We start from the raw sequence: 24326 nt of genomic DNA, 5'->3' as shown, positions 1-24326 counted from the left end.
ATGTTCCGTAATAAAAGATTTATTTCCATTAGCCAAAAGCTTCTCCCCTTTGTAAAATAAACCCGGTAGTAGCGAACATGGAGTATAACGCAGTAAAGCGGATAACGGGACTACCTGAGCCACCAAGTACCTAGCCCTTCATTTCCCAATCCTTCAAACTTTATAACTTTTCACATTCAAACACATTTCAACTTTAAACATTCCAACCTCCAAACCTTTCAACAATAAAACAATCAAACAATTAAACACCTTCCTACCCTCAACCTTTTTCCCTATCTTTTGCGGCTTATTTCAATTATAGCATGATTTCAGTTTCTAATTTATCTTTACGGTACGGCAAGCGCACATTATTTGAAGATGTTAACCTAAAATTTACCCAGGGCAACTGCTATGGTGTAATTGGGGCTAATGGCGCAGGTAAATCTACTTTTCTTAAAATTTTATCAGGAGAAGTGAATCAAACCTCTGGCAGTGTGGCTTTTACGCCAGGTGAAAGAATGGCCGTTTTAAAACAAAACCATTACGAATTTGATGAGTTTTCGGTATTAGAAACCGTAATGATTGGCCATAAAGAACTTTATGCCATCATGAAAGAGAAAGATGCCATTTATATGAAAGAAGATTTCTCTGAGAAGGATGGCGAACGTGCCGGAGAGCTTGAAAATCTTTTTGCCGAAATGGATGGCTGGAACATGGAGAGCAATGCTGCAACCATGTTAAGCAATTTGGGCATAACTGAAGATAATCACTATAAATTGTTAAAGGAACTGGATAACACACAAAAAGTACGTGTGTTACTGGCACAGGCCCTGTTTGGCAATCCGGATATTTTGTTACTGGATGAGCCTACCAACGATTTGGATATCGAAACCATTGCCTGGTTAGAAAACTTCCTGGCCGATTATCAGAACATTGTTTTGGTGGTATCGCACGACAGGCACTTTTTAGATGCCGTTTGTACGCATATCGTAGATATCGATTTTGCCAAAATGAGCATCTACACCGGTAACTATACTTTTTGGTACGAATCCAGTCAGCTGGCCTTAAAACAACGTAGCGACCAGAACAAAAAAATGGAAGATAAGGTGAAGGAGTTACAGGAGTTTATCCGCAGGTTTAGTGCAAATGCATCTAAATCAAAGCAGGCCACTTCCCGTAAAAAAGCTTTAGATAAGATTGATATTACCGAAATTAAAGCATCGAGCAGAAAATATCCAGCCATTATATTCAATAATACCGGTCGCGAGGCTGGCGACCAGATTTTACAGGTCGAAAATCTGGGTAAAAATGGAAATGATGGTGTGTTGTTCGACAAAGTTAACTTTATGGTTAACAAGGGCGATAAAATTGCCGTACTATCTCAGAACAGTTTGGCTACTGCAGCATTTTATGATGTTTTAACGGGCAGAGATACCGACCATAGAGGCGAATTTAAATGGGGGTTACCATTAGTACTGCAGATATTCCGAATGATAATTCTGAGTATTTTGCAGGTAAAGATGAAAACCTGGTAGATTGGTTGCGTGAGTACTCTGGTACTGATGCTGATGAACAATTTGTACGCAGCTTTTTAGGCCGGATGTTATTCTCAGGCGAAGAAGTACTTAAAAACGTAAAAGTGCTTTCAGGAGGTGAGAAAATGCGTTGTATGTTCTCCAGAATGATGTTACAACAGGCTAACTTGTTAATGTTTGATGAGCCAACCAATCACCTTGACCTTGAATCTATCGAGGCACTGAATAACGGCATGAAAGATTTTAAGGGTGCCATATTATTTACCTCGCGAGATCACCAGTTAACAGAAACCGTTGCCAACCGCATTATCGAAATTACACCAAAAGGTACTATCGATAAATTGATGACTTATGATGAATACATCAACAGCAGCGATGTTGCCAAATTAAGAGAAGAAATGTACGCTTAATTTTACCGTTTAAAACATTGTTTAAAGCCGCATGAACACCATGCGGCTTTTCTTTTATAAAAAAATCAGCACAGGTGTAGCGTTTTCATTCCATTAATCGTTTTACAAGAAAAAAGCGTTAATGGCCATTAACCAATTTTGTTCAAAGATTGATTTAAAACATTAAAATGAAAAACGGATTTGAAAAATTTTAGCACTACGACAAAAATTATACTCTCTCTCCTTGCTATAACTTTAACCATAACTGCCTGCAAAAAGGATTTTAACAATGATCCGATAGAAGCTGCCGGTATTGGTTTCATTCATGCATCACCAGGAACGGCTGCGCTTGATTTTATACTGGATAACCAGAAAATAAACAGCTTTACTTATACTAAAGATCTTGGCTATTATGCAGCTTATCCGGGTATCAGAGTGGTAGGTGTTGCAAAAAAAGATACTTTAAAGTACTTAACCTACACTAATGCGACTTTAAAATCAGGATCATTTTATTCGGTTTTCGTAGTAGATACCTTAAAATCTACAAAACTTTTGATCCTTGAAGATGATTTAAAAGCACCTGAAACCGATAAGGCTAAAGTTCGTTTTGTAAACTTAAGTCCAGGTTCTTCGCCATTTGATTTGGGAATTGCAGGTACAGATGCACCATTATTTACCGCAAAAGCATTTAAAGAGTTCACTACTTTTAGCAATATTGCACCAAATGACAGCTACACTTTTGAATTAAAACAAGGCGGAACAGTTAAAGTTAGCTTACCAGCCGTTAAAATCGAAAAAGGCAAAATTTATACCATCTGGGCTAAAGGCTTATCAAGCAAAACCGATAGTACAGGCCTTGGCTTATCTGTGATGACAAACAAATAAAATATTCACTCTACCTGTGAAAACGAAAATTGACACCGCCCAAAAATTGGGTGGTGTTATTTTTCTTAAATTTGCAATAATTAATCATGATAAACCGCTAATAAATAGTCCTTTACAAGGGTGATAAAAAAAATACTCAGTTTTGAGGAAATTTTAAAAGGCTGTGTAAAAAACGACAATAGCTGTAAAGAAATGATGTATAAATCATTTTACGGCTATTTAATGGGCATAATTTTAAGGTATACCAAGAATACTTCGGATAGTGAAGAGCTTGTAAATGATAGTTTTATCAAGATTTTCAAACATGTTGGTGGCTTCAAAGCACCAAAGAATCCGGAAGAATTACAAAGATCGTTTAAAGGTTGGATTGCCCAGATTGCTTCGCGGACGGCGATAGACAAGATCCGGAGTTCGAAAGTTCAGTTTTATGTTGATGATTTAGCAGAAAGCGAACATCCGGCTACCCAGGTTTCGATTGCTTCGGAACTACACGTTAATGATATTTTGAGTTTACTAAATCACTTACCAGATACGCAGAGACTGGTATTTAACTTATATGAAATTGAGGGTTTTGCCCACGATGAAATTTCGAAGATGTTAAACATTCCCGAAAGTTCCAGTCGTGTTTACCTCACACGATCTAAAAATAAGTTACGTACCCTTTACCTAAATACCATGGTTAATTCATACGAAAAAAATGGATAAGGAATTAATTGAGCATATTACGGCGCAACTCCAAAACCATGAGGAAGTTTATTCTAATGGTGCCTGGGAGCGCTTTTCGGAGAAAAAATAAGAGAAGAGGCATCGCTTTCTGGCCTTTGTGGGTTGCTGCTGCCTTAATTTTTATCTTCGGAGGTATATTTTTGGTGCAAAACAATACAGATCAGAAAAACGAGTTTGCCATCGCTAAACCTAAGGCACACCAAAATCCTGCTCACGGAAATACAGATCTCCTGATTTCGCCGAAAAACATTAAGCCATCCTTAAATAATGAGATTAACAACCATAGCACCACAGTAAAAAATTTAGCTGATAATCAATCAATTATAGCTACAGAAAATTTAAAACCTATATTGGAACAACAACATGGTGATGCAGTTTTCAATACATCAGCAGAATTAAATCCAGTTAACCACAATTTATTGGATAATAAACTTTCCGGGATAAATCTTTCAAATATAAAATCAAAAGAATTTGAAATTTTAACAGAAAATAAAAAACCTCAACCCCGTACACAAACAAATTTCGAAAAGTTGCTTGCTCAGGATAGCTATGCAAACCAACAGAAACCTGCCGATAAACCGAGTGGGAACTCTAAATGGCAACCTGATGTATATGTTGCCCCTGCTATGGGTAATGATAGTAAGGTAACCATGAATTATGGATTTTCTTTGTCGTATGCCATCGCCAATAAATTATCAATAAGTTCTGGTGTTTCGTATGCCTCTATTAGCACAACAGAATCGTTAAATGCTTCTGCACCACAAACCTTATCAGGCAAAAATCTGGCTTCAGTTGATGCTAAAGTGCGTGGAATTAATGTTCCTTTAGAATTAAAATACAATATCAGTGATAAACTTTATACCAATATTGGGGTTTCTGCACTTGCTGTTCTAAATAATTCGCAGCAGAACAGCTATATCGTTAATCAGGTTCAAAGTTTCTCTGCTCCGGCAGTAAATGGTTATGCAGATTCTAAAACCTTGATTGTACAAGAAAAGAAGGTAGAGCCGCAACCCGAAGCGAGCATAGATCCTGATAAATATATCGGATTCTACAATTTCTCTCTGGGTTACAAGCAAAAAATATCCAAAAAGAATAACATTGCTATCGAGCCTTTTTTAAGGTTACCCATGAAAACTTTCTCAAAAGAGAACCTTAACCTCACTAATGGCGGACTGCGGTTAAAAATTGATTTTTAAAAAACTAAGATATTTAGTATATTTGGTTAAATACCTTGTATGAAAAATATCAAGCCATATCCTGCAGAAGATAAACTACCCCCTGTTAAAACCCTTAACGAGGTCGATTTTTCTGCTGAATACAGTTATGCAGATTATATGCGCTTTGAATTTGAGGAACGCTTAGAAATTATTAAAGGACACTTATTCAAAATGAGTCCTGCTCCTTCTCGAATTCACCAGGGAATTTCAGCCAACATTTTTGTCCCTATATACAATATACTTAAAGGGAAACCATGTCGTGTCTATTCTGCTCCTTTTGATGTACGTTTAGCCAAGAAAAGTGTAGATGACAGAGAAGTTTTCACCGTAGTACAACCTGATATTGTAGTAATTTGCGATCCGGCTAAACTGGATCAGCGTGGCTGCATTGGGGCACCAGATATCGTTGTCGAAATTTTATCCCCGGGCAACAATAAAAAAGAACTGATCCATAAATATGAAGTTTACGAAGAAGCAGGTGTTAAAGAATATTGGATTGTAAGTCCTACGCACAAAACGTTTTTCAGGTATATCCTTGATGATAAAGGAAAATTTCAGCCTACCAAACTGCTCACCGAAGGCGAAGAGGTAACCACCACAGTTATACCAGGCTTTAAGCTTGTTTTAGAAGAGGTTTTTCAAGATTAAGGTATGCACATATCAACGAAAGAAGTCAAGTTTACATAGCAAAGTGGCTACATAAAACTTGACTTCTTTGAAAATCGTTTATATTTTTTAATTAGTGACCTGAATGACCATCAGCTCCGTGAGCATGACCATGCGCCAATTCATCCTGAGTAGCTTCACGTACATTTAAAATCACACCGCTAAACACTAAATTTTTACCAGCCATTGGGTGGTTTAAATCTACTGAAATGGTTTCGTCGTGAACAGCGGTAACACCTGCTCTAAACTGGTTACCATTGTTATCTTGCAATGGAATCACATCACCAACATTTGGCAGTTCGCCGCCAGCTTCAGTAAACATCGTTTTTGGCAGATCAGCAAAAGCTCCCGGATCAATATCACCATAACCATCTGCAGCAGATAGCTCGAAGCCATATTCATCACCAGTTTTTAAACCAGTTAAATGCTCTTCAAATTTAGGCAACATCATGCCAACGCCATATAAAAATACTAAAGGATTTTGTTCGTCAGCTTTTTCTACAAAAACTTGTTGTCCTTCTTCGTTAGTAGTATGCAATTCGTAAGTTAACGCTACTACAGAGTTTGGTGAAATATTCATTTAAATTTATTTATTGTAAATACTCTAATGCGTCCTCAACAGTGTTAACCGGCAACTGGCATACTTTATTTCGGCAAATATAAACTTTTGTTTCATTGCTTTGCTTACCTTTTAACAGCGGCAAGTTACTTTTTGTTCCGCCCAATGTAATTTTGTTAGGAATATAATGCCCGCTTAATTCCAATTTTATCACATCGCTTTCTAAACCGGTAATGGCAATTTCGTTTATGCCATAAATTTCGTTTAACAATTGAATAGCCCAGTTTGAGTAGGCAGAGCCATAACTTTTAATCTTCGGATGAACCGCAGCAAGCATTTCTGAGGCTTTTTCGGTATATTGTGCTACATCAAAAAGCAGCCCCAGTTGCTGCAAATTCTGCGCCATGGCAGAGTTTGAAGCCGGAATCACATTATCCATCACCTCATGTTTACGGGCGATTAAATCTTCACTTTCAGCAGAAGTATAAAAAAACATTGGCGAATCTGCGTCCGTAAAATTAGCAATCACATAATCGGCCAATGACTTTGCCTCTTCCAGCCATTTCTCGTCAAAATCCGCTTCATAAAGGGCAATCAGTGCTTCAATAAAAAACGCATAATCATCTAAAAAGCCAGTAATAGAGGCCTTTGCGTTTTTATAATTGCGGTATAAGCCGCCATTTTCCGATTTAAGGTGAGTTAAGATGAAATTAGCCGCAGCAGAGGCCTTTTCATAATATTGATTGTGACTTAAAACCTGAGCCGCATCAGCCAGCGCTTTAATCATCATACCATTCCAGGCCGTTAAACATTTATCATCCAAACCTGGCCTGACTCTTTTACTCCGCACAGCCATTAATTTTGTTTTGGCTGAGTTTACCTTATCATAAAACACCTCTGCCGTAATATTAAATTTTGCAAGTAAATCGCCATCGCTGATGGTTTTGCGCAGGATATTGGTTTGTTCTTCCTCCCAGTTACCTTCTTCGGTAATGTTATAGTAAGCGCCGATCAGTTGAGCATCTTCACCCAAAACCTGATCGAATTCTGCTTTATCCCAAATATAGAACTTACCTTCTATCCCCTCGCTATCCGCATCCAATGCCGAATAAAATAATCCATCTGCAGAGGTCATCTCATCAGAAACCCAATTTACCGTTTCTACCACAGTCTGTTTAAAAGAATCGAACCTGGTACACTGGTAAGCTTCTGCATACAAACTAATCAATTGTGCATTATCGTAAAGCATCTTCTCAAAATGCGGTACATGCCATTTATCATCAACCGAATAACGGGCAAAGCCACCTCCAATCTGATCGTAAATGCCTCCCCTGCTCATTTCTTCCAGCGTATGGCAAACCGCTGTAAAAACAGCTTCATCATCTTTTAAAAAGCCATAACGCAATAAAAAGACCCAATTATTGGGTAAAGGGAATTTCGGTGCACGGTTATAACCTCCGTAACCAATATCGAAATGGCGTTTCCAGGGTTCGATAATTTCGGTCAGGTGTTCATGGGTATATTCTTCTGTAGTTACCGTAGCAATTATCTTTTCACTGTCTTTAATCCCGGAAGTTAACCGTTCGGCATATTGAATGGCTTTATCAGGTTCGTTTGCCCAAAGTGCAGCCACATTTTCGAGGATATTGATCCAATCGTTTTTTCGGAAATAAGTGCCACCATAAATCGGACGCTGATCGGGCAAACAGATACAGTTTAAAGGCCAGCCGCCACTACCTGTCATGAGTTGAATGGCATACATGTAAATCTGATCAATATCCGGACGCTCTTCCCGATCAACTTTAATGCATACAAAATGTTGGTTCATCACTTCGGCAACTTCATGGTTTTCGAAACTTTCGCGCTCCATTACATGACACCAATGGCAGGCCGAATAACCAATGCTCACCAATATGAGCTTATTTTCTGCTTTGGCCTTTTCTAATGCTTCTGCCCCCCATTCATACCAATTAACAGGATTATGGGCATGCTGTAGCAAATATGGTGATGAAGCGTGGATTAAGTTATTGGTTTCAGACATGATGGGTTTTATAAAAAGGAAAATGGAATTTTAATTTCGAGGCGTAAATCTATTAATATTCTACAAACCTGTTTCGATTTAGTTTTTGTTTTTATACTTTAGTTGGAAATCTATACGATGAATGGAATTGAGCAAAAATGAGTTATTTAATGCCATAAAAGAGATTATTAGCCAATCCCGTTTGAAAGTATTTCGTGCAGCAAATTCTGCATTACTTGAATCTTACTGGCAAATTGGAAAACTTATTGTAGAGGATGAGCAGCAGGGAAAATTACATGCAGATTATGGGAAGGCAACATTAAAAAATCTTTCAAACCAATTGACATTAGCGTTTGGGAAAGGTCTTGATTATACTAATCTTACAAATATTAGGAAATTTTACCTTGCCTTTTCCAATTTGGTACGCATTGCGTACCGAATTAAGTTGCACTTGTTACCGGCTTTTATCCCGTTTTGTAAACCCTAACCTTATACCCTATACCTTCAACCTTACACCCTCAACCTTACACCTTCAGCCTTCAACCTTAAAACAATGAAAATCACCCACACCGAAATATATCGCTTTAGCATCCCGATGGAACCTTTTGTGATTGCCACAGGAACCATGCATTTTGCACAGAATGTGTTAATCAGGATTTATACTGATACAGGTATCCACGGCATTGGAGAATGTTCTGCTTTCCCTATGATTGTTGGTGAAACGCAGGAAACCTGTATTGCCATGGCCAAAGATTTCGCCGCTATTTTAAAGGGTAAGGATCCTTTGGAAATTCCGGAACGGATGAACGATTTATTGGGTTATGCCGATCATAACAATACCATTAAAAGTGCTTTCGATATGGCGCTGTTTGATATCGCTGCCAAAAATGCAAACTTACCCCTCTATAAATTTCTGGGTGGAACCAAACGTACTATCGAAACCGATATGACCATTGGCATTGATACACCCGAGGGAATGGCCACTACAGCTTTGAAATATAAAAGCCAGGGTTGCCGTATCTTAAAAATTAAGCTGGGTAAAAAAGTGCATGATGATATCGAAAGGGTAAAACACATCCGCGATGCCGTAGGTGAAGATTTAACTTTACGCCTGGATGCCAATCAGGGCTGGAGTTTTGATGACGCTTTATTTGCACTGGGCGAATTGGAGAAATACAATATTGAGTTCTGTGAACAACCCATGCGCACCTGGTATGATGATCAACTCCCCGAGCTAAATGTAAATTCGCCAATTAAATTAATGGCCGATGAAAGCTGCTATAACCACCACGATGCCCGAAAACTGATCAACAGCCAGTCGACAACCTATTTAAACATTAAATTTTCGAAATCCGGGGGAATTTTAGAAGCGCAAAAAATCCATGAAGAAGCCTTAAAATATGGTGTAAAATGTATGATTGGCAGCATGCTCGAAACCCGGATTGCTTTAAGTGCCAACTTACATTTCGCCTTGGCCAGCCCTAATGTGGAGTTTTTTGATTTAGATACAGCACTATTGGGCCATCTGGTTGACCCGGTTGTTGGTGGCTTAACTTATAACGGTTATTTCCTTGATGTTCCTGAAGAAATCGGTATCGGTGCAGAAGCCGATGAGTTTTTCTTAGCGGAATGTGAAAGCTGGGTGGTTTAGCTGTACTAGTTTGGAGTTGAGCGTTTGGAGTTTGGAGTCGATTAACCGATTTAAACAATTAACCTCCGAGATCAATACCCACTGATTATTGATTAAAGGCGTATTGAAACGCTCAGACAGATTGCCTATCCGAAAGATCCTAGCGTTTACACATATCTCCCGCATGTGTTTTTAGGCATTATGCTAGCTTGCTTAAATAATAAGCAGGTCTTACCAATTACGCCTGTCTCCCGATAGCAATCGGGACCAAGAGCCAGGAAAATCGAAAAAACAGTTGCAGCTCAGGTAAATGGGCACTGACAAACCTGAAGCGCAGTGAGTTTTCTGTCACAAGGAACCCACAACCGTTCATCAACCACAACCTGACAGAAAACAAAGTGCCACTGTTTTTTCGATGTGCTAAGGCTACGCGCAAAAGGCTCATTGCTGGATCCGATAGCCATCGGATGACGAAGCGCTTTGACTACTTTGGCGCTCCAAAGTAGTATGCCCCCGCGGCATAGAGCGGCAAGAAGCTTGTTATTAATAAATAATGGCCCAATGACCATTGAACTAATGACCAATGACTAATGAACCAACATTCGATCCAGCGCCAAACTATCACCATTAAAAGCATTAAAATCAACCACATGGCCAATACCATTAATTTTAGCTTTATCAGAATGCTGCCAAAATTTCCAGCGGCTTTTGTCCATCCTTAACTTTGGTTGATAATAATGGGCAATCCACAAAGGATAATCATCAAAATGATCGGCTAAATAATCTTCGTAAAATTTAAGCCCGGTATAAACAATCGGCCTTACCTTGGTTTTTATTTCTACATAATTGAGAAAATCAGAAAGTTCTGTCCTCATTTTTAACGGTGAAACGCCATCTAAAGATTCAATATCCACAACTGGTGGTAAATCCCCTTTCTCAATATTTACCACTTGTAAGAAAAATTTAGCCTGCGTTTTACCATCCTTTTTTGGTCTGAAAAAGTGATAGGCCCCGCAAATAATCCCTGCTTTTGGGGCTTCGCGCCAATTGCGTTGAAAATAGGGATCAACCAGCATTAATCCCTCTGTGGCTTTGATAAAGGCAAAACGGATACTCACCTCATCTTCCTTCATTTCCTTTACTTTTTGCCAGTTTATTTTACCCTGATAGTAGGAAACATCAATTCCGTGAACCGTATATTTTTTAGGGATTTTGATGTTAAAACTTTCGTAGGTCCGGTAATTCGGGTCTTGCCCCCAGTCTTTAACCCAGCTCCAGGTAGCCACAAAACTTCTTAATACATAACCGTAATAAAATGGAGAAAGCAAAATCAACAATAAACCGGCAATAACCAACTTAAGCTGAATCGAAATACCAGCTTTCTTTTTCTGCCTGTTGTGGATTTTCTGGTTACAGGCTTCTTGGCGGCAGGTTTTCTGGCAACCGGACTTTTATTTATTGTGGTTCTTTTATCTGGAGGCATGGATTATTAATGCCGCTAAGTTGAGGAAAATAAATAAGTGTTTGTATTGCTTTGAATATTTTTTAAAAAAATTGGTCATAAAAAAGCCTCCTGATTTGTGGACAAGAGGCAACCCAAATGTTTTCACAACGGAATAATCCTTATTGTGATTTGCTTTCGATATCAAAGATAAAATTTATTTTAATATTCGGAATATGGGAAACCGTAAAGAAGTATAAATAAATGAATTTAAGTTTGGGTATGTGGGCATTTCGGCAAATGTGTACGCGCGTTTCGCATTTATGCTGACACCTTCTTTCGCTCCAAACTGAACGCCTGTTTCGCTCCAAACTGTACGCTCTGATCTTCAGGTCAGGATTTCTTCGCACAGCAGTTCCAATAAAATTTCTAAGTTTAGGGCAAATTAAAGCCCCAGAGGTAAAATCGATACCTGGTGTGCTGTTGCATTCATCAGATTGATTTTAAGCGCTTCAGAGCGCCTTTTTGATGGATTTTACGGTTTCATCCGAAGGATGATGGAATGGTTATCTAAAGGAAAGCGGGAAATGAGGACCCCGAACGGGAAACCGTGGAGCGCCTAGGGGAAGAAGTAAATTTGCAGCCAAGCCGCTATGCATTCAGAGGGAAAGGAATGACTTAGCAAAAAATCCGGCAGCCAAATTCGCGTACAGTTTGGAGCGAAACGGACTGTACAGATTTAGTGAAATACGCAATCAGGTTTTAGATTTATGGTATAGCGTTGTTGTAAATATCAGTAGTTCAAAGAATGAAAGCAAATCACAACCAACAACTAGTTAATGTTAACAATAACCCAGTTGTTGTAAATATCAGTAGTTCAAAGAATGAAAGCAAATCACAACAGGTTCTGGCGGGGGATTATTTAGCCCAAAGTTGTTGTAAATATCAGTAGTTCAAAGAATGAAAACCCATCACCTGCAACCGTGCTTCGGTAGCCTTAGGATGCGGTTTCAGCAGGGCTTTTATTTCGCACTTAGGCAGAATAAGTTTTACTAACCCATCGGGTTCTATGCACAAAACCGTTTCGCGAAGCCATAACTGATCCATGGCTTTGCTGCTGTTAAATTCGAAACCCTTAAGCAAAGTGATGTCACCATCAATCAATTTTTTATTTCCTGCCTGTTCGGCCGGGATGGTTTTAAAGATTTCGATAAAACGTTTGTTCAGGCTATTCAGGAGATCGCCATAAGCATAAAGTTTGACCAGAGGTGCAAATGCTTCCGGATGTAAGCGGCATTTCTGCTGGTGCTGCCAAAATCGCGACTGCTTTTTTTGCTCGCTTCTGTCTGCTGTTTGTGGGCCGCTTTTTGCCTGACCACATCCGTATTTCCGCGTTTGTAAAAAACAAGATCGCCGAGTTGCCCGTTAATTGATAATTCCATTCTGGCTAGCCATAATTTTAGTATATTAGGTTAAACAAAAGGGATGATCATCCAATTTAATCAATCTGATTTAAAAATCCCAAAAAAAAATATTCCAAACCCCACCTTTACGCCACATTTACCCCACGTTTACCCCACCTTCCGGCCACGCTTGCTTATCCCCTGCTGTACACTAACTTGCCCACTGCTTCGGACTTGCTTCGGTTGAAATGGAGCTACGGTGAAGGTCGGCGTTATCAAAGATTTGCATCGCTTTCAGTTGGCGGGTTAACAATAGCTAAATAAAAGGTAAAACGCAACATAGCTAAGAGTTACTTTTGTCTATAGCTGTGTCGGTATTAGAGTATAAAGAAGGTATGGAGATTAGCTTACAAAACACTGGAATATTTAGGAGCTCAGGTCTTATGGTTCCCGCCTGCGCAGGATCCGATAGCTATCGGATGGCGACCGCATTAGAAAGTTCAAAGATCTCTCCACTACGGTCGAGATGACAATACTGCGTGCCCCTCATAGTTTCAGAGGAATAAATCTACGGATTACATCATGCGATCTGCTTCCTGCTATGCGGCCTGGGAAATGATGGAAAGATCCTTCGACTCCGCTCAGGATGACAAAAAACCGGAGGAAAATACAAGGAGGATGAATTGATCGCGATTGAAATAACGCGATAATTCCGCTGCAATATGCTATCTAAACCCTGATATCCGGCCTGGGATATGATGGAAGGATCCTTCGACTCCGCTCAGGATGACAAAAACCGGAAGGAAAATACAAGGAGGATGAATTGATCGCGATTGAAATAACGCGATAATTCCGCTGCAATATGCTATCTAAACCATGATATCCGGCCTGGGATATGATGGAAAGATCCTTCGACTCCGCTCAGAATGACAAAAAACCGGAGGAAAATGCAAGGAGGATGAATGGATCGCGATTGAAATAACGCGATAATTCCGCTGCAATATGCTATCTAAACCCTGATATCCGGCCTGGGATATGATGGAAAGATCCTTCGACTCCGCTCAGAATGACAAAAAACCGGAGGAAAATTCAAGGAGGATGAATTGATCGCGATTGAAATAACGCGATAATTCCGCTGCAATATGCTATCTAAACCCTGATATCCGGCCTGGGATATGATGGAAGGATCCTTCGACTCCGCTCAGGATGACAAAAAACCGGAGGAAAATACAATATAGATTAGGCTGCAAAAAATAGCGACCGCTTTAAGATTCCCGCCTGCGCGAGAATGACGATCGGATTAGAAAGTACAAAGATCTCTCCACTACGGTCGAGATGACGACCCGGCGTACCCCTCAGAGTTTCGGAGAAATAAATTTACGGATGCCTTTCTATGCTCCATGCTATCTGCACCTCGCTATCCGGCCTGGCAGATTTCCGCCGGAAAAAGCACGGAAATCTTTGCAGTCTCCTTCATAACGCCACAACCCAAGGCAGGATCAAAGCGGGAGCGGTGGGATAAGTAAGGGTAAGAGCCTCGATGCTGCCGCAAATGAGATTTACGTAGTTTTTTACAAGGAATTGCGTAGCAATCTTTTATACCGATAAAAACAACATTATCAGATAAAAAACGATGCAAGCCTTTCAGTTATGCCTTGTTTATTGTTATTGTTTTAGGTAGGCATGCTTTCGCTGGGCTCAGGTTGGTTACCTTTTATCAAGAAAAAGGTAAAAGCCCTTCGGTGGCTAACCGAGGCAAGGCTGAGCAAAGGGCAAGAAAATAGCAACCGCATTAAGATTCCCGCCTGCGCGGGATCCGATAGCTATCGGATGACGACCGTATTATAGCGATCGCCTTAGCCTGCAATATGCTCCACGCTATTCTACTCCATGCGATCTGCACCACGCTACCCGGCCTAGGATATGATGGAAGGAGATCCTTCGACTACGATCAGGAAGACAGAAAATAATGAAAAGTCTAAAGGGAAAGAATTAAATTAAGATGATTAAATAATACCTGGCTTTTGGTATTTTTACGGCATCTAAATACACCATGTTCAAACTTATTTTCAACACTTATAAAACATCATTCAGCGGATTAAGCAGAGAAACCTGGCTTTTAAGTATTGTAATGATGTTTAACAGGTGTGGAAGCATGGCCGTTCCGTTTATGGGTTTGTACGTTACCCAAAGCCTGCACCGGTCTGAAATGGATGCGGGCCTAATCATAACCTTATTTGGCATAGGCTCTATTTTAGGTTCTGCAACCGGAGGGAAACTAACCGATATGATCGGTTTCAGACCGGTACAAATTCTCTCCTCCATTATTGGCGGCTTGTTGTTTATCTTATTCTCAACCATCAGCCATTTTTCTACCCTGTGTGTGCTGGCAGTAGTCATCAGTTTCTTTTCTGAAGCTTTCAGACCGGCCAATTTCACCGCTGTGGCCCACTATGCAAAAGAAAATACGATTACCCGCTCCTACTCATTAAACCGGCTGGCGGTTAATATTGGCTGGTCGGCCGGGATTAGTATGGCGGGGATTATAGCTTCCATTAATTACAAACTTTTGTTTATTGTGGAGGGATCGGTAAGTATACTGGTTGGACTTTCGATTTTGTTTTTACTACCTAAAGTGAAGGATTTTATTAAAAAAGCGAAGGAAACCCGCAGCACCATGGTGATTCTAAAACCCTGGGAAGATGTCTTTTACGTAAAATTTATTCTCTTAACTACCCTTTTTATTACCTGTGCCTTTTTAATGTTCAGGGTAGTACCGGTATTTTTTAAAGAGGAATGGCATATTAACGAGTTTGCCATTGGGATTATTATTGGCTTAAACGGTGCCATCATCGCGCTGTTCGAAATGATTATGATCAATAAGATTGAAAAGAAAAGATCGCCTATGTTTTTCATTGTTATTGGCTCCATTTTCTTTGCGGTGTCTTACCTGTTGTTAAGCGCACCGATTATTTTTCATCTGGTATCGGCCGTGTTCACCATTGTAACCTTCACGGTTGGCGAAATGTTTGTACTCCCGTTTATCAATACCGTTGTGATTAGCAGAAGCAACGAACACAACCGTGGTTTATATGCAGCAGGTTATACGTTAAGCTGGTCTTGTGCACAGGTGGTAGGCCCGCTTGCGGGTTTTTATATAGCCAAACACCTGGGTTATAACTGGCTCTGGTTTGGATTGGCCTGCATTTTATTGCTTTGTGCCTACGGTTTTAGCGTAATGGATAAACGCCAGCAACAAGCGGTATTAAAAACAGGTTAGTTTGCAGTTAACGATCTGCTAACTGTAAACTAAAACCTGCCCACAGAATTAAGACTATTTAAATTTCTGTGCCTTAACGCCTTCTTTAGTAATTTTTACTGGTAAAATCATACCGTTTGCATCAAACTTCATTTCATCGATGCAGGTTTCGCGATGGTTTCCATCAGTTTCGGTTAATGGCCTGCGGTGATAAACAATATAATATTTATTTTTTTCTCGTTGATGATTAAAGAATGGTGCCCTGCCCCTCTTGCAATGGTCGCATCCTGCTGTAAAATTTTACCGACTCTTTTAAACGGACCAAATGGCGAATCGCTTACCGCGTAAGCGACAGAGTAATCTGGTCCGGTCCAGCCACCTTCGCTCCACATGAAATAGTATTTACCATTTCTAATGAACATATAAGGACCTTCCACATAATTATCGGGAGTGATTTCTTTAAAGATAGTTCCATCTTCAAAAGGTAAAAAGCCGGTAAAATCTTTATTCAGCTTTGCAATATTGCAGTGTTTCCATCCCCCATAAATTAAATAATACTGTCCGTCTTTATCTTTAAACACAAACTGATCAATAGGCTGTGCGCCGTTATGAAATTTATCTACTAAAGGTTTGCCCAGATGGTCTTTATAAGGGCCTTCTGGTTTATCAGCAACGGCTACCCCAATTCCGCCGACTTCATTATCGCTCTGGATATCGTTAGCGCCGAAAAACAGATAATATTTTTTGTCTTTTTGCACGATTGCCGGTGCCCAGATGGCTTTGTTGGCCCACTTAACCGCAGCGGTATCTAAAACATGAGGATGTTTTTTCCATTTCACCAAATCGTCAGAAGAAAAAGCATCCAAAAAAACCTGTTCTTTATATTTGGCCGAGTAGGTTGGATAAACCCAATATTTGTTGTTAAAAACAGCAGCTTCAGGGTCTGCATACCATCCAGGAAATATTGGATTTCCAGATTGCTTAATCGTTTTAGTATCCTGCGCAAAAGAAGTGAGCGCGGATAAAAGTAAAAGAGATGAGAATAAATATTTCATGGGTACAATTTAGAAAAAAATCTGTGGTTTAAAAATTTGACGTTCTTTTTAACCGCAAAGTATTTGAAGAAAAAGGCGCAAAGAATACTAAGTTTCAAATTTCAGATTGATTTTCGGAAAGCAATGGCAGTGCCTGTCGGTTTCGATAACCCCGCTCCCGTTTCTGCTCCGATGAAGAATCGGGAGCATTCACTCAGATCGGGTTTAAGTGGCAAAACTGGTAGTACCATTTAAAGTTTTATGGCGAATGCAAGGGACAGGCTTTGCTCTGTAAAACAGGCCACTGTTAAATAAACCCGACAGCGCTAAATAGCCCGGAATGAAGTGCAACGAAATGAGGACTATGAGCGAATGGCGGGACTACAACGCCTATGGAATACAGATCCTTCGTTTCCCAAAGCATATATTGTTCACTAAAATAATTAACCACAAAGAACACAGAGTTAGGGAAAGAGTACACAAAGTTTGGACATAGATAAAACAGTGGGCCATTTAACCGCTAAGAGCGCCAAGAAAGGACGCAAAGAATACTAAGTTTCAAATTTCAGATTGATTTTCGGAAAGCAATTGCAGTGCCTGTCGGTTTCGATAACCCCGCTCCCGTTCCTGCTCCGATGAAGAATCGGGAGCATTCACTCAGATCGGGTTTAAGTGGCAAAACTGATAGTACCATTTAAAGTTTTATGGCGAATGCAAGGGACAGGCTTTGCTTCGAAGAATAGTCTGTTGTTAATTAAACCCGACAAAGCTAAATAGCCCGGAATGAAGTGCAACGAAATGAGGACTATAAGCGATGGCGGGACTACAACGCCTATGAAAAACAGGCCGTTCATTTTCAAAATGGCAAAAAAAATCCCTGCTTATAAAATAGGTAGGTCTCCGACTCCGCTCAGACTGACAATTAACTTAATGATGTTTTGGAAAGCAAAACTTGTAGTTGGGTTAAAACAACCCTGCCTTTCGTTTCAAATCCTCGGCCTCATGCTTCGGCCTGCGGTTTTTTCACTATGGTCAGGTTTAAGTGGCAAAACTGGTAGTACCATTTAAAGTTTTTATAGCGGATGCAGGAACAGGCTTTGCTTCGAAGAACGAACCGCAGTTAAATAAACCCGACAGCGCTAAATAGCTCGGAATGAAGTGCAACTAAATGAGGACTATGAGCGAATGGCGGAACTACAGCAGCTATGAAATACGGAACGTTCGTTTTCAATAAAAAACCTTCATATCCAACTGATCATGATCAAATAAAAACGCAACGAAGTTGAGTGTTCTACTAAAGATAGATTTCTCGACTACGCTGCGCTTTGCTCGAAATGACGGATTTTTTTATTTGCTTAGCTCTGCAAAATATTTGTGGAACAGTGGCAAAGTTTCTATTCCTTTATAATAATTGTAAATATCATATTTCTCATTTGGAGAGTGCAGCGCATCGCTATCTAAACCGAAGCCAAAAAGCACCGATTTAATTCCCAGTACATCTTCAAACAAGGCCACAATAGGAATACTGCCACCACCGCGTGTTGGAATAGCTTTTTTACCAAAACTATCTTCAATCGCTTTTTCGGCTGCCTGATATGCAATACTATCAGTTGGGGTAACCACTGGTTCGCCACCATGGTGAGGCGTAACTTTTACCTTTACATTTTTAGGTGCAATGCTTTCAAAATGTTTGGTAAAAATCTCAGCAATTTCTTCCGAGTTTTGATGCGGAACCAAACGCATAGAAATTTTTGCATTGGCTTTACTAGGTAAAACGGTTTTTGCACCCTCGCCAATATAACCGCTCCAAATTCCGTTTACTTCTAAAGTTGGGCGTGTACCTGTACGCTCCAGGGTCGAATAACCTTTCTCACCCCAAACTTCTTCGATATCTAAATCCTTTTTGTATTCAGCTTCATCGTAAGGTGCAGAATTTAAGGCTTTTTTCTCCTCGTCTGTTAATTCTAGTACTTTATCATAAAAAGCAGGGATAGTAATGTGGTTATTTTCATCGTGTAATGAAGCAATCATTTTACAAAGAATAGTTGCCGGATTGGCCACTGCACCACCATAAACACCTGAGTGTAAATCGCGGTTCGGACCAACTACTTCAACTTCCATATAAGCTAAACCACGTAAGCCGGTTTCGATTGATGGATGTTCCATACTGATCATCGAGGTATCAGAAATTAAAACTACATCGGCTTTTAATCGATCTTTGTTTTCATTTACAAAAATACCCAGATTAGCAGACCCTACTTCCTCTTCACCTTCAATCATGAATTTAACGTTACAAGCCAAAGTATTGGTTTGCATCATCAGTTCGAAAGCTTTTACATGCATGTAAAACTGGCCTTTATCATCGCAGGCGCCACGGGCATAAATTTTGCCATCGCGCACCGTTGGCTCGAAAGGTGGGGTATGCCAAAGTTCTAAGGGATCAGCAGGCTGAACATCATAGTGGCCATATATTAAAACAGTTGGTAAAGAAGCATCTATAATTTTTTCGCCGTACACAATCGGATAACCAGCTGTTGGACAGATCTCAACCTGATCTGCGCCTGCATCCTTTAATTTCTGCGCAACATAATCGGCAGTTTTTAACACATCGCCTTTGTATTTCGGATCAGCACTAACCGATGGAAAACGCAATAACTCAAACAACTCATCTAAAAAACGTTGTTTGTGCGTTTCTACATAATTTTTAATCTCTTGCATAACAAAATGAATTTGGACAAATATAGGCTTTACCAGATAAAAGGCACAGTAAAGGATTAAATTATCACCATGCCAGGCATAAAACTTTGCTTACAGATGATTACTGCGTTTAATTATTTTAAGCTCAAAATCTTTGTGTTATCTTAAAACATAAAAACCGTCTTTTAACAGCTACAAAAAATAGTTTAATGTTTGTAAAAAAGAATAGTGTGGTATTTTTTATGTTTACTTTTTTGTAAATTGCGCCATTAAAAGATGTCCTTAAATCCTGTACGAAAGAATTTTAACAATGAAGTTTAGCGCAAAAGTATTTCTATCTCTGCTGCTGCTTTTCGTTGTCCGCATTTCTTCTTTCGCTCAAGGAACACCTCCCCCAAATCGTGTAAGTTGCCCGGAAGCAGCCCAATATTATTCAAAAGACAGCATAAATATTGTAACCTTTGGAGCGAGCACAGTAGAGGGGGTAAAAGGCCTTGGTTTTCAAACCATTCTCCAAAACAATTTTACAAATTGTTATACGAATAAGACGGTAGATATTACCAATCATGGTATTGGGGGGCAGACTACTTTTCAGGGATTACTCCGGATTGATAACGCAATAGCCAATAGAACAGGTTTTATCGTGATTGATATGGGGATTAATGATGCTCTTGCAATTGCTTCAGGCAAAGGAAGTATAGCCGAAACTGTTGCCAATATGCGGGTTTTAATTACGGCGGGTCTTAAACAGAAATTAATCCCGATTTTGTGTACGCTTCAGTTTGTTGATGATAGAACCATTAAAAGTTATGTTGCTGTAAATACGAACATCAGAAACCTGAATGCAGCATACCGAAAATTAGCAACAGAATATAAGATATACCTGGCTGATGTAAATGCGGCAATGAGACGTGATTTTTCACTCTATCAGGATCCATTTCATCCAAATGCACGCGGTTACAGATTGGTGAGCTATGTTATTTTTGACACTATTAATAAAGCAATTTTTGATAAATTCCTGAAGTTTACTGTTACTCAGAATTATCCGAACCCTGCCGCCATGCAAACATTTATTGATATCGTTTTGCCGGAAACGGATAAGATTAACGTTCAGATTTACGATTTAATGGGCCGGTTGGTTAAAACAGTAGTAAACGAATACCTTAACGTAGGAAAACACACTTTAGAAATAAACACCTCCGGTTTCGTTCCTGGCATTTATTTTTTCAAAATTTCTTCCGATTCCGGTCAATACAATGCTGCAAAAAAGTTTATTGTAGCGCGGTAACAAAAGCATTAAATATTAGTCAGATATTTGATTAATACGTGTTATCATTTTAATTATGTCTTCTGATACATCTTTCACAAACGAAACAGTTGATCTTGATTATCTTCCGAAGTATGAAGAAATTTCACTAAAACAACCTCATTCCAGTTATTGGAAAATTATCTGTATCAACCTGGTAATTTTTTTTGTGCTACTGGGAATTGGTGCTGGCTCGCTTTTATTGTTTGTTAATGAAATAAGACCAAATGCAGTTTGGATTATCCCTCTTTACTTCATGCTGGCCGTTATTTTTTTCTGCTTTTCCGTTTAAGTTTTAAAAAACGTGGTTACGCAATACGTACGCATGATGTAATTTATAAGAGTGGAATTATTGCCGAGTCTACCACAATTGTTCCTTTAAACAGGATTCAGCATATTGAATTAAACGAAGGTATTTTTTCGAGGATATTTAAATTAGGATCACTGCAGTTATTTACAGCCGGAGGCCAAAGCGGACATATCCACATTTCCGGTATTGCAATTGAGGAAGCAAAAAGCATCAGGGATTTACTTTTAAAAAAATAGACCTGCTCGAAAACCCTACAAATGAAACAGAAGCATAATGGACAACGATTTTAGCAAACCACAACGCGAATCGGCCTTTGGCATCATTATAATGGGTGCTCATACCATGCTAAAAATTGGCAAAGCGAGTTTTTTCTTATTCATTATTGCTTTTGTAAAGATGTCGGGCAATTCTTTCACCTACCTGATATTAGGCATTTCTGCAATAATCGTATTCAGCGTTATATTCGCTTATTTATGGTATTTAAAATTCACCTTCTTTTTAGACAAAGAAAAGCAGGAGTTTGTAGTGAATAAGGGGATTTTCAATCGCGATCAGGTTATTATTCAACTCGATAAAATACAGCAGGTTAACATTAACCAGAATATTTTACAGAAAATTATTGGAGTTTATGGTTTAAAAATCGATACTGCGGGTGCGCATGGAGAAGAAGTAAGCATAAAAGCCATTGATGAAACTGCTGCTTACAACCTTCAGGCACATCTACTGAACAGAAAGGCTGTGAATGGAGTGCAACCGGAAGCGGCACATGGAAATGATTTGATTGAAGAAACACCATTTTTAAGAATCAGTGGCTTTACCTTATTTAAGGTCGGTTTAACTTCTAATTACGGACAAAGTTTAGCTTTGCTTGCCGCTTTTTTTTATACGGTTATTTATGAAGGCAGACAACTGCTAGATGCCTTTAAGATCAACAAAGATGAAATTCAAAGCACAGTAACAGGAATGTTGACCATTGTTACAGTTTTCATTTTAATTGCATGCCTTTTAATTGTATTGCTGATTATCAATCTGGTTAGAACCTTCTATAAATATTTCGAACTCCAGATCAGTCAGCATAAAGATGTCTTACTCCTATCTTCGGGATTAATTGCTAAAAAAATACGCTGATCAGTCCAAATAAAGTACAAATTACCAAATACAGTCAGAATTACTTTCAGAAAAAGATGAATATGCTGAATATGAATTTAAGACAGGCTCATTTTGGTCAAAGTAAAAAAGGCCATGAAATGCAGGGAAACACCTTGGAAATCCCAGGCTGTAATCCTATTGAGCGTGATGAACTGTTAAAAATGATATTGGGCAAGGCACCATTCAAGGGAAAAACCTTTGTTGCAGACTGGCGTTTTTTAAACCTGCCAATTTTCTTCAAACTGATTTTACCCGTTTCAATCTTTTTGATCCTGGCTTTTAATATCCCCGAGGTGAAACCTTTTATTGGTATCGCAATTGCATACCTTGTTGTAGGTATGTTAATGATCTATATCAGCTACCGTCGGCACCGGATTTCAGTAAATCAGGATTTCATCATCAAAACCAGCGGAATTTGGGATATTTCAAATGAAATTGTAGTGCCAAATAAGATTCAGGCCATTACTGCTTTTCAATACCCCTGGCACAAAGGAGTGGATGTTGGCCACCTCACTTTACATACCGCTGCAGGTCAGATTCACTTCAAATATGGTAATTATACCGAAATTAAGCAGCTCGTAAATTATTGGTTATATCAGGTAGAGCATAAAAATGAGAATTGGATGTAACCAAACAGTTGTCCGGCCGCTAAACCGAACAAACTGTTATCCTTTAATTAGCCATGATATGCCGCGGCAAACTCTGCAGCAAAATCATTAAGCTTAATGCTACCTAAAACGGGTCTGTTTTTATAATAATCTACAAAAAGTTTCTTGCTTCTAATCGCATCGCCCATTTCTACATAGTTTTTGGCTATTTCTTCAGGCAAACCTGCGCCCACCATTCCATTAAATGCGTCTTCATCGCTAAATTCAATCCATGGTAATGCTGGCTTACCCACAGCAGTGCCCAATGCTTTTGCAACATCAGCAGGAGTACTTTCATCATCACTGGCAACATATTGTATGGTTTTTCCTGTAAAATTGCTTTCCAATACTTCGGCGGCTACCGCTGCAATGTTACGGGGATGCACCAAAACAAGTTTGGCATCAGCACCAAAATTAGATCCTAATATATTTGCATGTTTAACCATATCGATGTTGGCTAAAAAGTTGATATAGAAATAACCGGCACGTAAATGTTTTACATCTACCCCATCTAATGTTTCAAAAATATTTTCTACATCATGCAATCCGGCAATCGGGCCGGTTCCATCCGGCAGATCTGCACCTACACTACTTAAATTCACTACTTTTTTAACCCCCGACTCTTTTATGGCAGCAGCATAATTTTCGCCTATACCCTTTATATATTCCCTGAATTTTGGTGCTGCAAAATCTGATGGAACCATGGTGTAAATGGCGTCAGCCCCGGTGAATGCATCTGTTAAAAATTCGGTATCGCTTACATTACCAATTAAGGGTATAGCGCCCAGCGATTTAATTTCTTCTGCTCTATCAGCATTACTGCTAATCACTTTTACCTCATGGCCTTTAGCCACCAATATTTCGGCTAGGGGCTTGGTAATATTACCTGTTGATCCTGTTAATGTTATTTTCATGATTTTTTGTTTTTAAATGTTAAATACAAAGCTATATTTGTGCTTACTTTTATACAAGTACTTACCCCAAAGTATGTAACCATGACAGCCATTAAAGAAAGTTCGACCCGTAATTTTAACAAAGGTGTAGCGCTAACCAGCTGCCCTGTTACTTTTGTAATGGAAAAAATTGGTGGTTATTGGAAACCTATCATTATTTTTCATTTAATGAGTGGGCCAAAACGTTACAGCGAGTTAAAACGTGCTATACCACAGATAACGGAGAAAATGCTGATACAACACTTAAAGCAGTTGCAAAATGATGACCTCGTTCATCGGGATGCGCAAGCCGTTATTCCGCCCGTAGTTACGTATAGCCTCACCAAATCGGGACAGGAACTGTTTCAGGTATTAGATTCGATGGTAGACTGGGCCGTTAAAAATGGCTCTGTTTAACCTCATTATAGACAAAATAAGGGTTTGAGTAAAACTTTGGCCTATTTTACCATTTAAGACACATCAGGTACATATAAGCCAATACAGGGTAGATCATGAAACAAGTTTAACATTATGGCTTT

The 24326-nt window shown here is 39.3% G+C and carries 19 protein-coding genes and 1 pseudogene; 13 read left to right on the top strand and 7 right to left on the bottom strand.

All coding sequences use genetic code 11. The features are described from left to right. Positions 1–302: 302 nt before the first annotated feature. The 5 genes and pseudogenes from ACQ86H_RS10445 (at position 303) to ACQ86H_RS10425 (ending at position 5382) form a co-directional block, all read left to right on the top strand. Positions 303–1924: pseudogene (locus ACQ86H_RS10445) on the top strand (ABC-F family ATP-binding cassette domain-containing protein). Positions 1925–2104: 180 nt separating this feature from the next. After that, positions 2105–2788 carry a DUF4397 domain-containing protein gene (locus ACQ86H_RS10440; protein WP_431294788.1) on the top strand — a complete coding sequence of 228 codons (684 nt, stop codon included), beginning with the start codon at positions 2105–2107 and terminating at the stop codon, positions 2786–2788. A 120-nt stretch (positions 2789–2908) separates the two neighbouring features. Continuing rightward, positions 2909–3493 carry an RNA polymerase sigma factor gene (locus tag ACQ86H_RS10435; RefSeq protein WP_431294787.1) on the top strand — a complete coding sequence of 195 codons (585 nt, stop codon included), beginning with the start codon at positions 2909–2911 and terminating at the stop codon, positions 3491–3493. 38 nt (positions 3494–3531) lie between these two features. Continuing rightward, on the top strand, positions 3532–4713 hold the full coding sequence (locus tag ACQ86H_RS10430; RefSeq protein ID WP_431294786.1) for a hypothetical protein: 1182 nt from the start codon (positions 3532–3534) through the stop codon (positions 4711–4713). 39 nt (positions 4714–4752) lie between these two features. Next, on the top strand, positions 4753–5382 hold the full coding sequence (locus ACQ86H_RS10425) for a Uma2 family endonuclease (protein WP_431294785.1): 630 nt from the start codon (positions 4753–4755) through the stop codon (positions 5380–5382). A gap of 91 nt (positions 5383–5473) precedes the next feature. Here the strand turns inward: ACQ86H_RS10425 and ACQ86H_RS10420 are convergent, their stop codons facing one another. Continuing rightward, on the bottom strand, positions 5474–5980 hold the full coding sequence (locus ACQ86H_RS10420; protein WP_057933416.1) for an FKBP-type peptidyl-prolyl cis-trans isomerase: 507 nt from the start codon (positions 5978–5980) through the stop codon (positions 5474–5476). Positions 5981–5990: 10 nt separating this feature from the next. After that, positions 5991–8000, bottom strand: a complete 2010-nt coding sequence (locus tag ACQ86H_RS10415) for a thioredoxin domain-containing protein (RefSeq protein ID WP_431294784.1) — start codon at positions 7998–8000, stop codon at positions 5991–5993. A gap of 121 nt (positions 8001–8121) precedes the next feature. On the opposite strand from ACQ86H_RS10415, the gene ACQ86H_RS10410 reads away from it, so the two are divergent. Both ACQ86H_RS10410 and ACQ86H_RS10405 read left to right on the top strand, forming a co-directional pair. Beyond that, positions 8122–8466 (top strand): DUF1016 N-terminal domain-containing protein, encoded by a 345-nt coding sequence (locus ACQ86H_RS10410; protein WP_431294783.1) that lies wholly within the window; start codon positions 8122–8124, stop codon positions 8464–8466. Between the two features lie 66 nt (positions 8467–8532). Next, entirely contained in the window at positions 8533–9630 is a 1098-nt protein-coding gene (locus ACQ86H_RS10405; protein ID WP_431294782.1) for a mandelate racemase/muconate lactonizing enzyme family protein, read from the top strand. A 566-nt stretch (positions 9631–10196) separates the two neighbouring features. Here ACQ86H_RS10405 and ACQ86H_RS10400 read toward each other — a convergent pair. Together ACQ86H_RS10400 and ACQ86H_RS10395 are read right to left on the bottom strand one after the other, a co-directional pair. Further along, complete coding sequence (locus ACQ86H_RS10400) at positions 10197–10964, bottom strand: glycoside hydrolase family 25 protein (protein ID WP_431294781.1); 768 nt, start codon at positions 10962–10964, stop codon at positions 10197–10199. A 1318-nt stretch (positions 10965–12282) separates the two neighbouring features. Next, positions 12283–12492: a hypothetical protein gene (locus ACQ86H_RS10395; protein ID WP_431294780.1), complete on the bottom strand. Its 210-nt coding sequence runs from the start codon at positions 12490–12492 to the stop codon at positions 12283–12285. 2014 nt (positions 12493–14506) lie between these two features. Here ACQ86H_RS10395 and ACQ86H_RS10390 point away from each other — a divergent pair. Next, on the top strand, positions 14507–15733 hold the full coding sequence (locus ACQ86H_RS10390; RefSeq protein ID WP_138821975.1) for an MFS transporter: 1227 nt from the start codon (positions 14507–14509) through the stop codon (positions 15731–15733). Positions 15734–15906: 173 nt separating this feature from the next. Here the strand turns inward: ACQ86H_RS10390 and ACQ86H_RS10385 are convergent, their stop codons facing one another. Further along, positions 15907–16767 (bottom strand): glycoside hydrolase family 43 protein, encoded by an 861-nt coding sequence (locus ACQ86H_RS10385; protein ID WP_431294779.1) that lies wholly within the window; start codon positions 16765–16767, stop codon positions 15907–15909. Positions 16768–18093: 1326 nt separating this feature from the next. Next, a complete protein-coding gene (locus ACQ86H_RS10380) occupies positions 18094–19464 on the bottom strand; it encodes a dipeptidase (RefSeq protein WP_138821977.1) in 1371 nt (456 codons plus the stop codon). A 289-nt stretch (positions 19465–19753) separates the two neighbouring features. Here ACQ86H_RS10380 and ACQ86H_RS10375 point away from each other — a divergent pair, with 289 nt between their 5' ends. The 4 genes from ACQ86H_RS10375 (at position 19754) to ACQ86H_RS10360 (ending at position 22837) form a co-directional block, all read left to right on the top strand. After that, on the top strand, positions 19754–20731 hold the full coding sequence (locus tag ACQ86H_RS10375) for an SGNH/GDSL hydrolase family protein (RefSeq protein ID WP_138821978.1): 978 nt from the start codon (positions 19754–19756) through the stop codon (positions 20729–20731). A gap of 252 nt (positions 20732–20983) precedes the next feature. Then, the gene (locus ACQ86H_RS10370) at positions 20984–21295 is read left to right on the top strand and encodes a PH domain-containing protein (protein WP_431294778.1); all 312 of its coding nucleotides are present in this window, start codon (positions 20984–20986) and stop codon (positions 21293–21295) included. A gap of 37 nt (positions 21296–21332) precedes the next feature. Further along, on the top strand, positions 21333–22187 hold the full coding sequence (locus ACQ86H_RS10365) for a PH domain-containing protein (protein WP_431294777.1): 855 nt from the start codon (positions 21333–21335) through the stop codon (positions 22185–22187). A gap of 71 nt (positions 22188–22258) precedes the next feature. Continuing rightward, on the top strand, positions 22259–22837 hold the full coding sequence (locus ACQ86H_RS10360) for a PH domain-containing protein (protein ID WP_431294776.1): 579 nt from the start codon (positions 22259–22261) through the stop codon (positions 22835–22837). A gap of 47 nt (positions 22838–22884) precedes the next feature. Here the strand turns inward: ACQ86H_RS10360 and ACQ86H_RS10355 are convergent, their stop codons facing one another. After that, positions 22885–23769, bottom strand: a complete 885-nt coding sequence (locus tag ACQ86H_RS10355) for an NmrA family NAD(P)-binding protein (RefSeq protein ID WP_431294775.1) — start codon at positions 23767–23769, stop codon at positions 22885–22887. 39 nt (positions 23770–23808) lie between these two features. Between ACQ86H_RS10355 and ACQ86H_RS10350 the strand changes: the two genes are divergently transcribed. After that, the gene (locus tag ACQ86H_RS10350; RefSeq protein WP_431294774.1) at positions 23809–24204 is read left to right on the top strand and encodes a winged helix-turn-helix transcriptional regulator; all 396 of its coding nucleotides are present in this window, start codon (positions 23809–23811) and stop codon (positions 24202–24204) included. Positions 24205–24326: the final 122 nt, after the last annotated feature.

The sequence above is a fragment of the Pedobacter sp. P26 genome (genome assembly GCF_050632135.1).
GTDB lineage: Bacteria > Bacteroidota > Bacteroidia > Sphingobacteriales > Sphingobacteriaceae > Pedobacter.
The sequence above is the reverse complement of the archived record's forward strand: the minus strand, read 5'-3'. Positions and strand labels throughout refer to the sequence as shown.

Coding starts and splice junctions, on each gene's coding strand:
- ACQ86H_RS10430 (WP_431294786.1), top strand. CDS start 3,532: ATGAGGAAGTTTATTCTAATGGTGCCTGGGAGCGCTTTTCGGAGAAAA.
- ACQ86H_RS10425 (WP_431294785.1), top strand. CDS start 4,753: ATGAAAAATATCAAGCCATATCCTGCAGAAGATAAACTACCCCCTGTT.
- ACQ86H_RS10420 (WP_057933416.1), bottom strand. CDS start 5,980: ATGAATATTTCACCAAACTCTGTAGTAGCGTTAACTTACGAATTGCAT.
- ACQ86H_RS10415 (WP_431294784.1), bottom strand. CDS start 8,000: ATGTCTGAAACCAATAACTTAATCCACGCTTCATCACCATATTTGCTA.
- ACQ86H_RS10410 (WP_431294783.1), top strand. CDS start 8,122: ATGGAATTGAGCAAAAATGAGTTATTTAATGCCATAAAAGAGATTATT.
- ACQ86H_RS10405 (WP_431294782.1), top strand. CDS start 8,533: ATGAAAATCACCCACACCGAAATATATCGCTTTAGCATCCCGATGGAA.
- ACQ86H_RS10395 (WP_431294780.1), bottom strand. CDS start 12,492: ATGGAATTATCAATTAACGGGCAACTCGGCGATCTTGTTTTTTACAAA.
- ACQ86H_RS10390 (WP_138821975.1), top strand. CDS start 14,507: ATGTTCAAACTTATTTTCAACACTTATAAAACATCATTCAGCGGATTA.
- ACQ86H_RS10385 (WP_431294779.1), bottom strand. CDS start 16,767: ATGAAATATTTATTCTCATCTCTTTTACTTTTATCCGCGCTCACTTCT.
- ACQ86H_RS10380 (WP_138821977.1), bottom strand. CDS start 19,464: ATGCAAGAGATTAAAAATTATGTAGAAACGCACAAACAACGTTTTTTA.
- ACQ86H_RS10375 (WP_138821978.1), top strand. CDS start 19,754: ATGAAGTTTAGCGCAAAAGTATTTCTATCTCTGCTGCTGCTTTTCGTT.
- ACQ86H_RS10365 (WP_431294777.1), top strand. CDS start 21,333: ATGGACAACGATTTTAGCAAACCACAACGCGAATCGGCCTTTGGCATC.
- ACQ86H_RS10360 (WP_431294776.1), top strand. CDS start 22,259: ATGAATTTAAGACAGGCTCATTTTGGTCAAAGTAAAAAAGGCCATGAA.
- ACQ86H_RS10355 (WP_431294775.1), bottom strand. CDS start 23,769: ATGAAAATAACATTAACAGGATCAACAGGTAATATTACCAAGCCCCTA.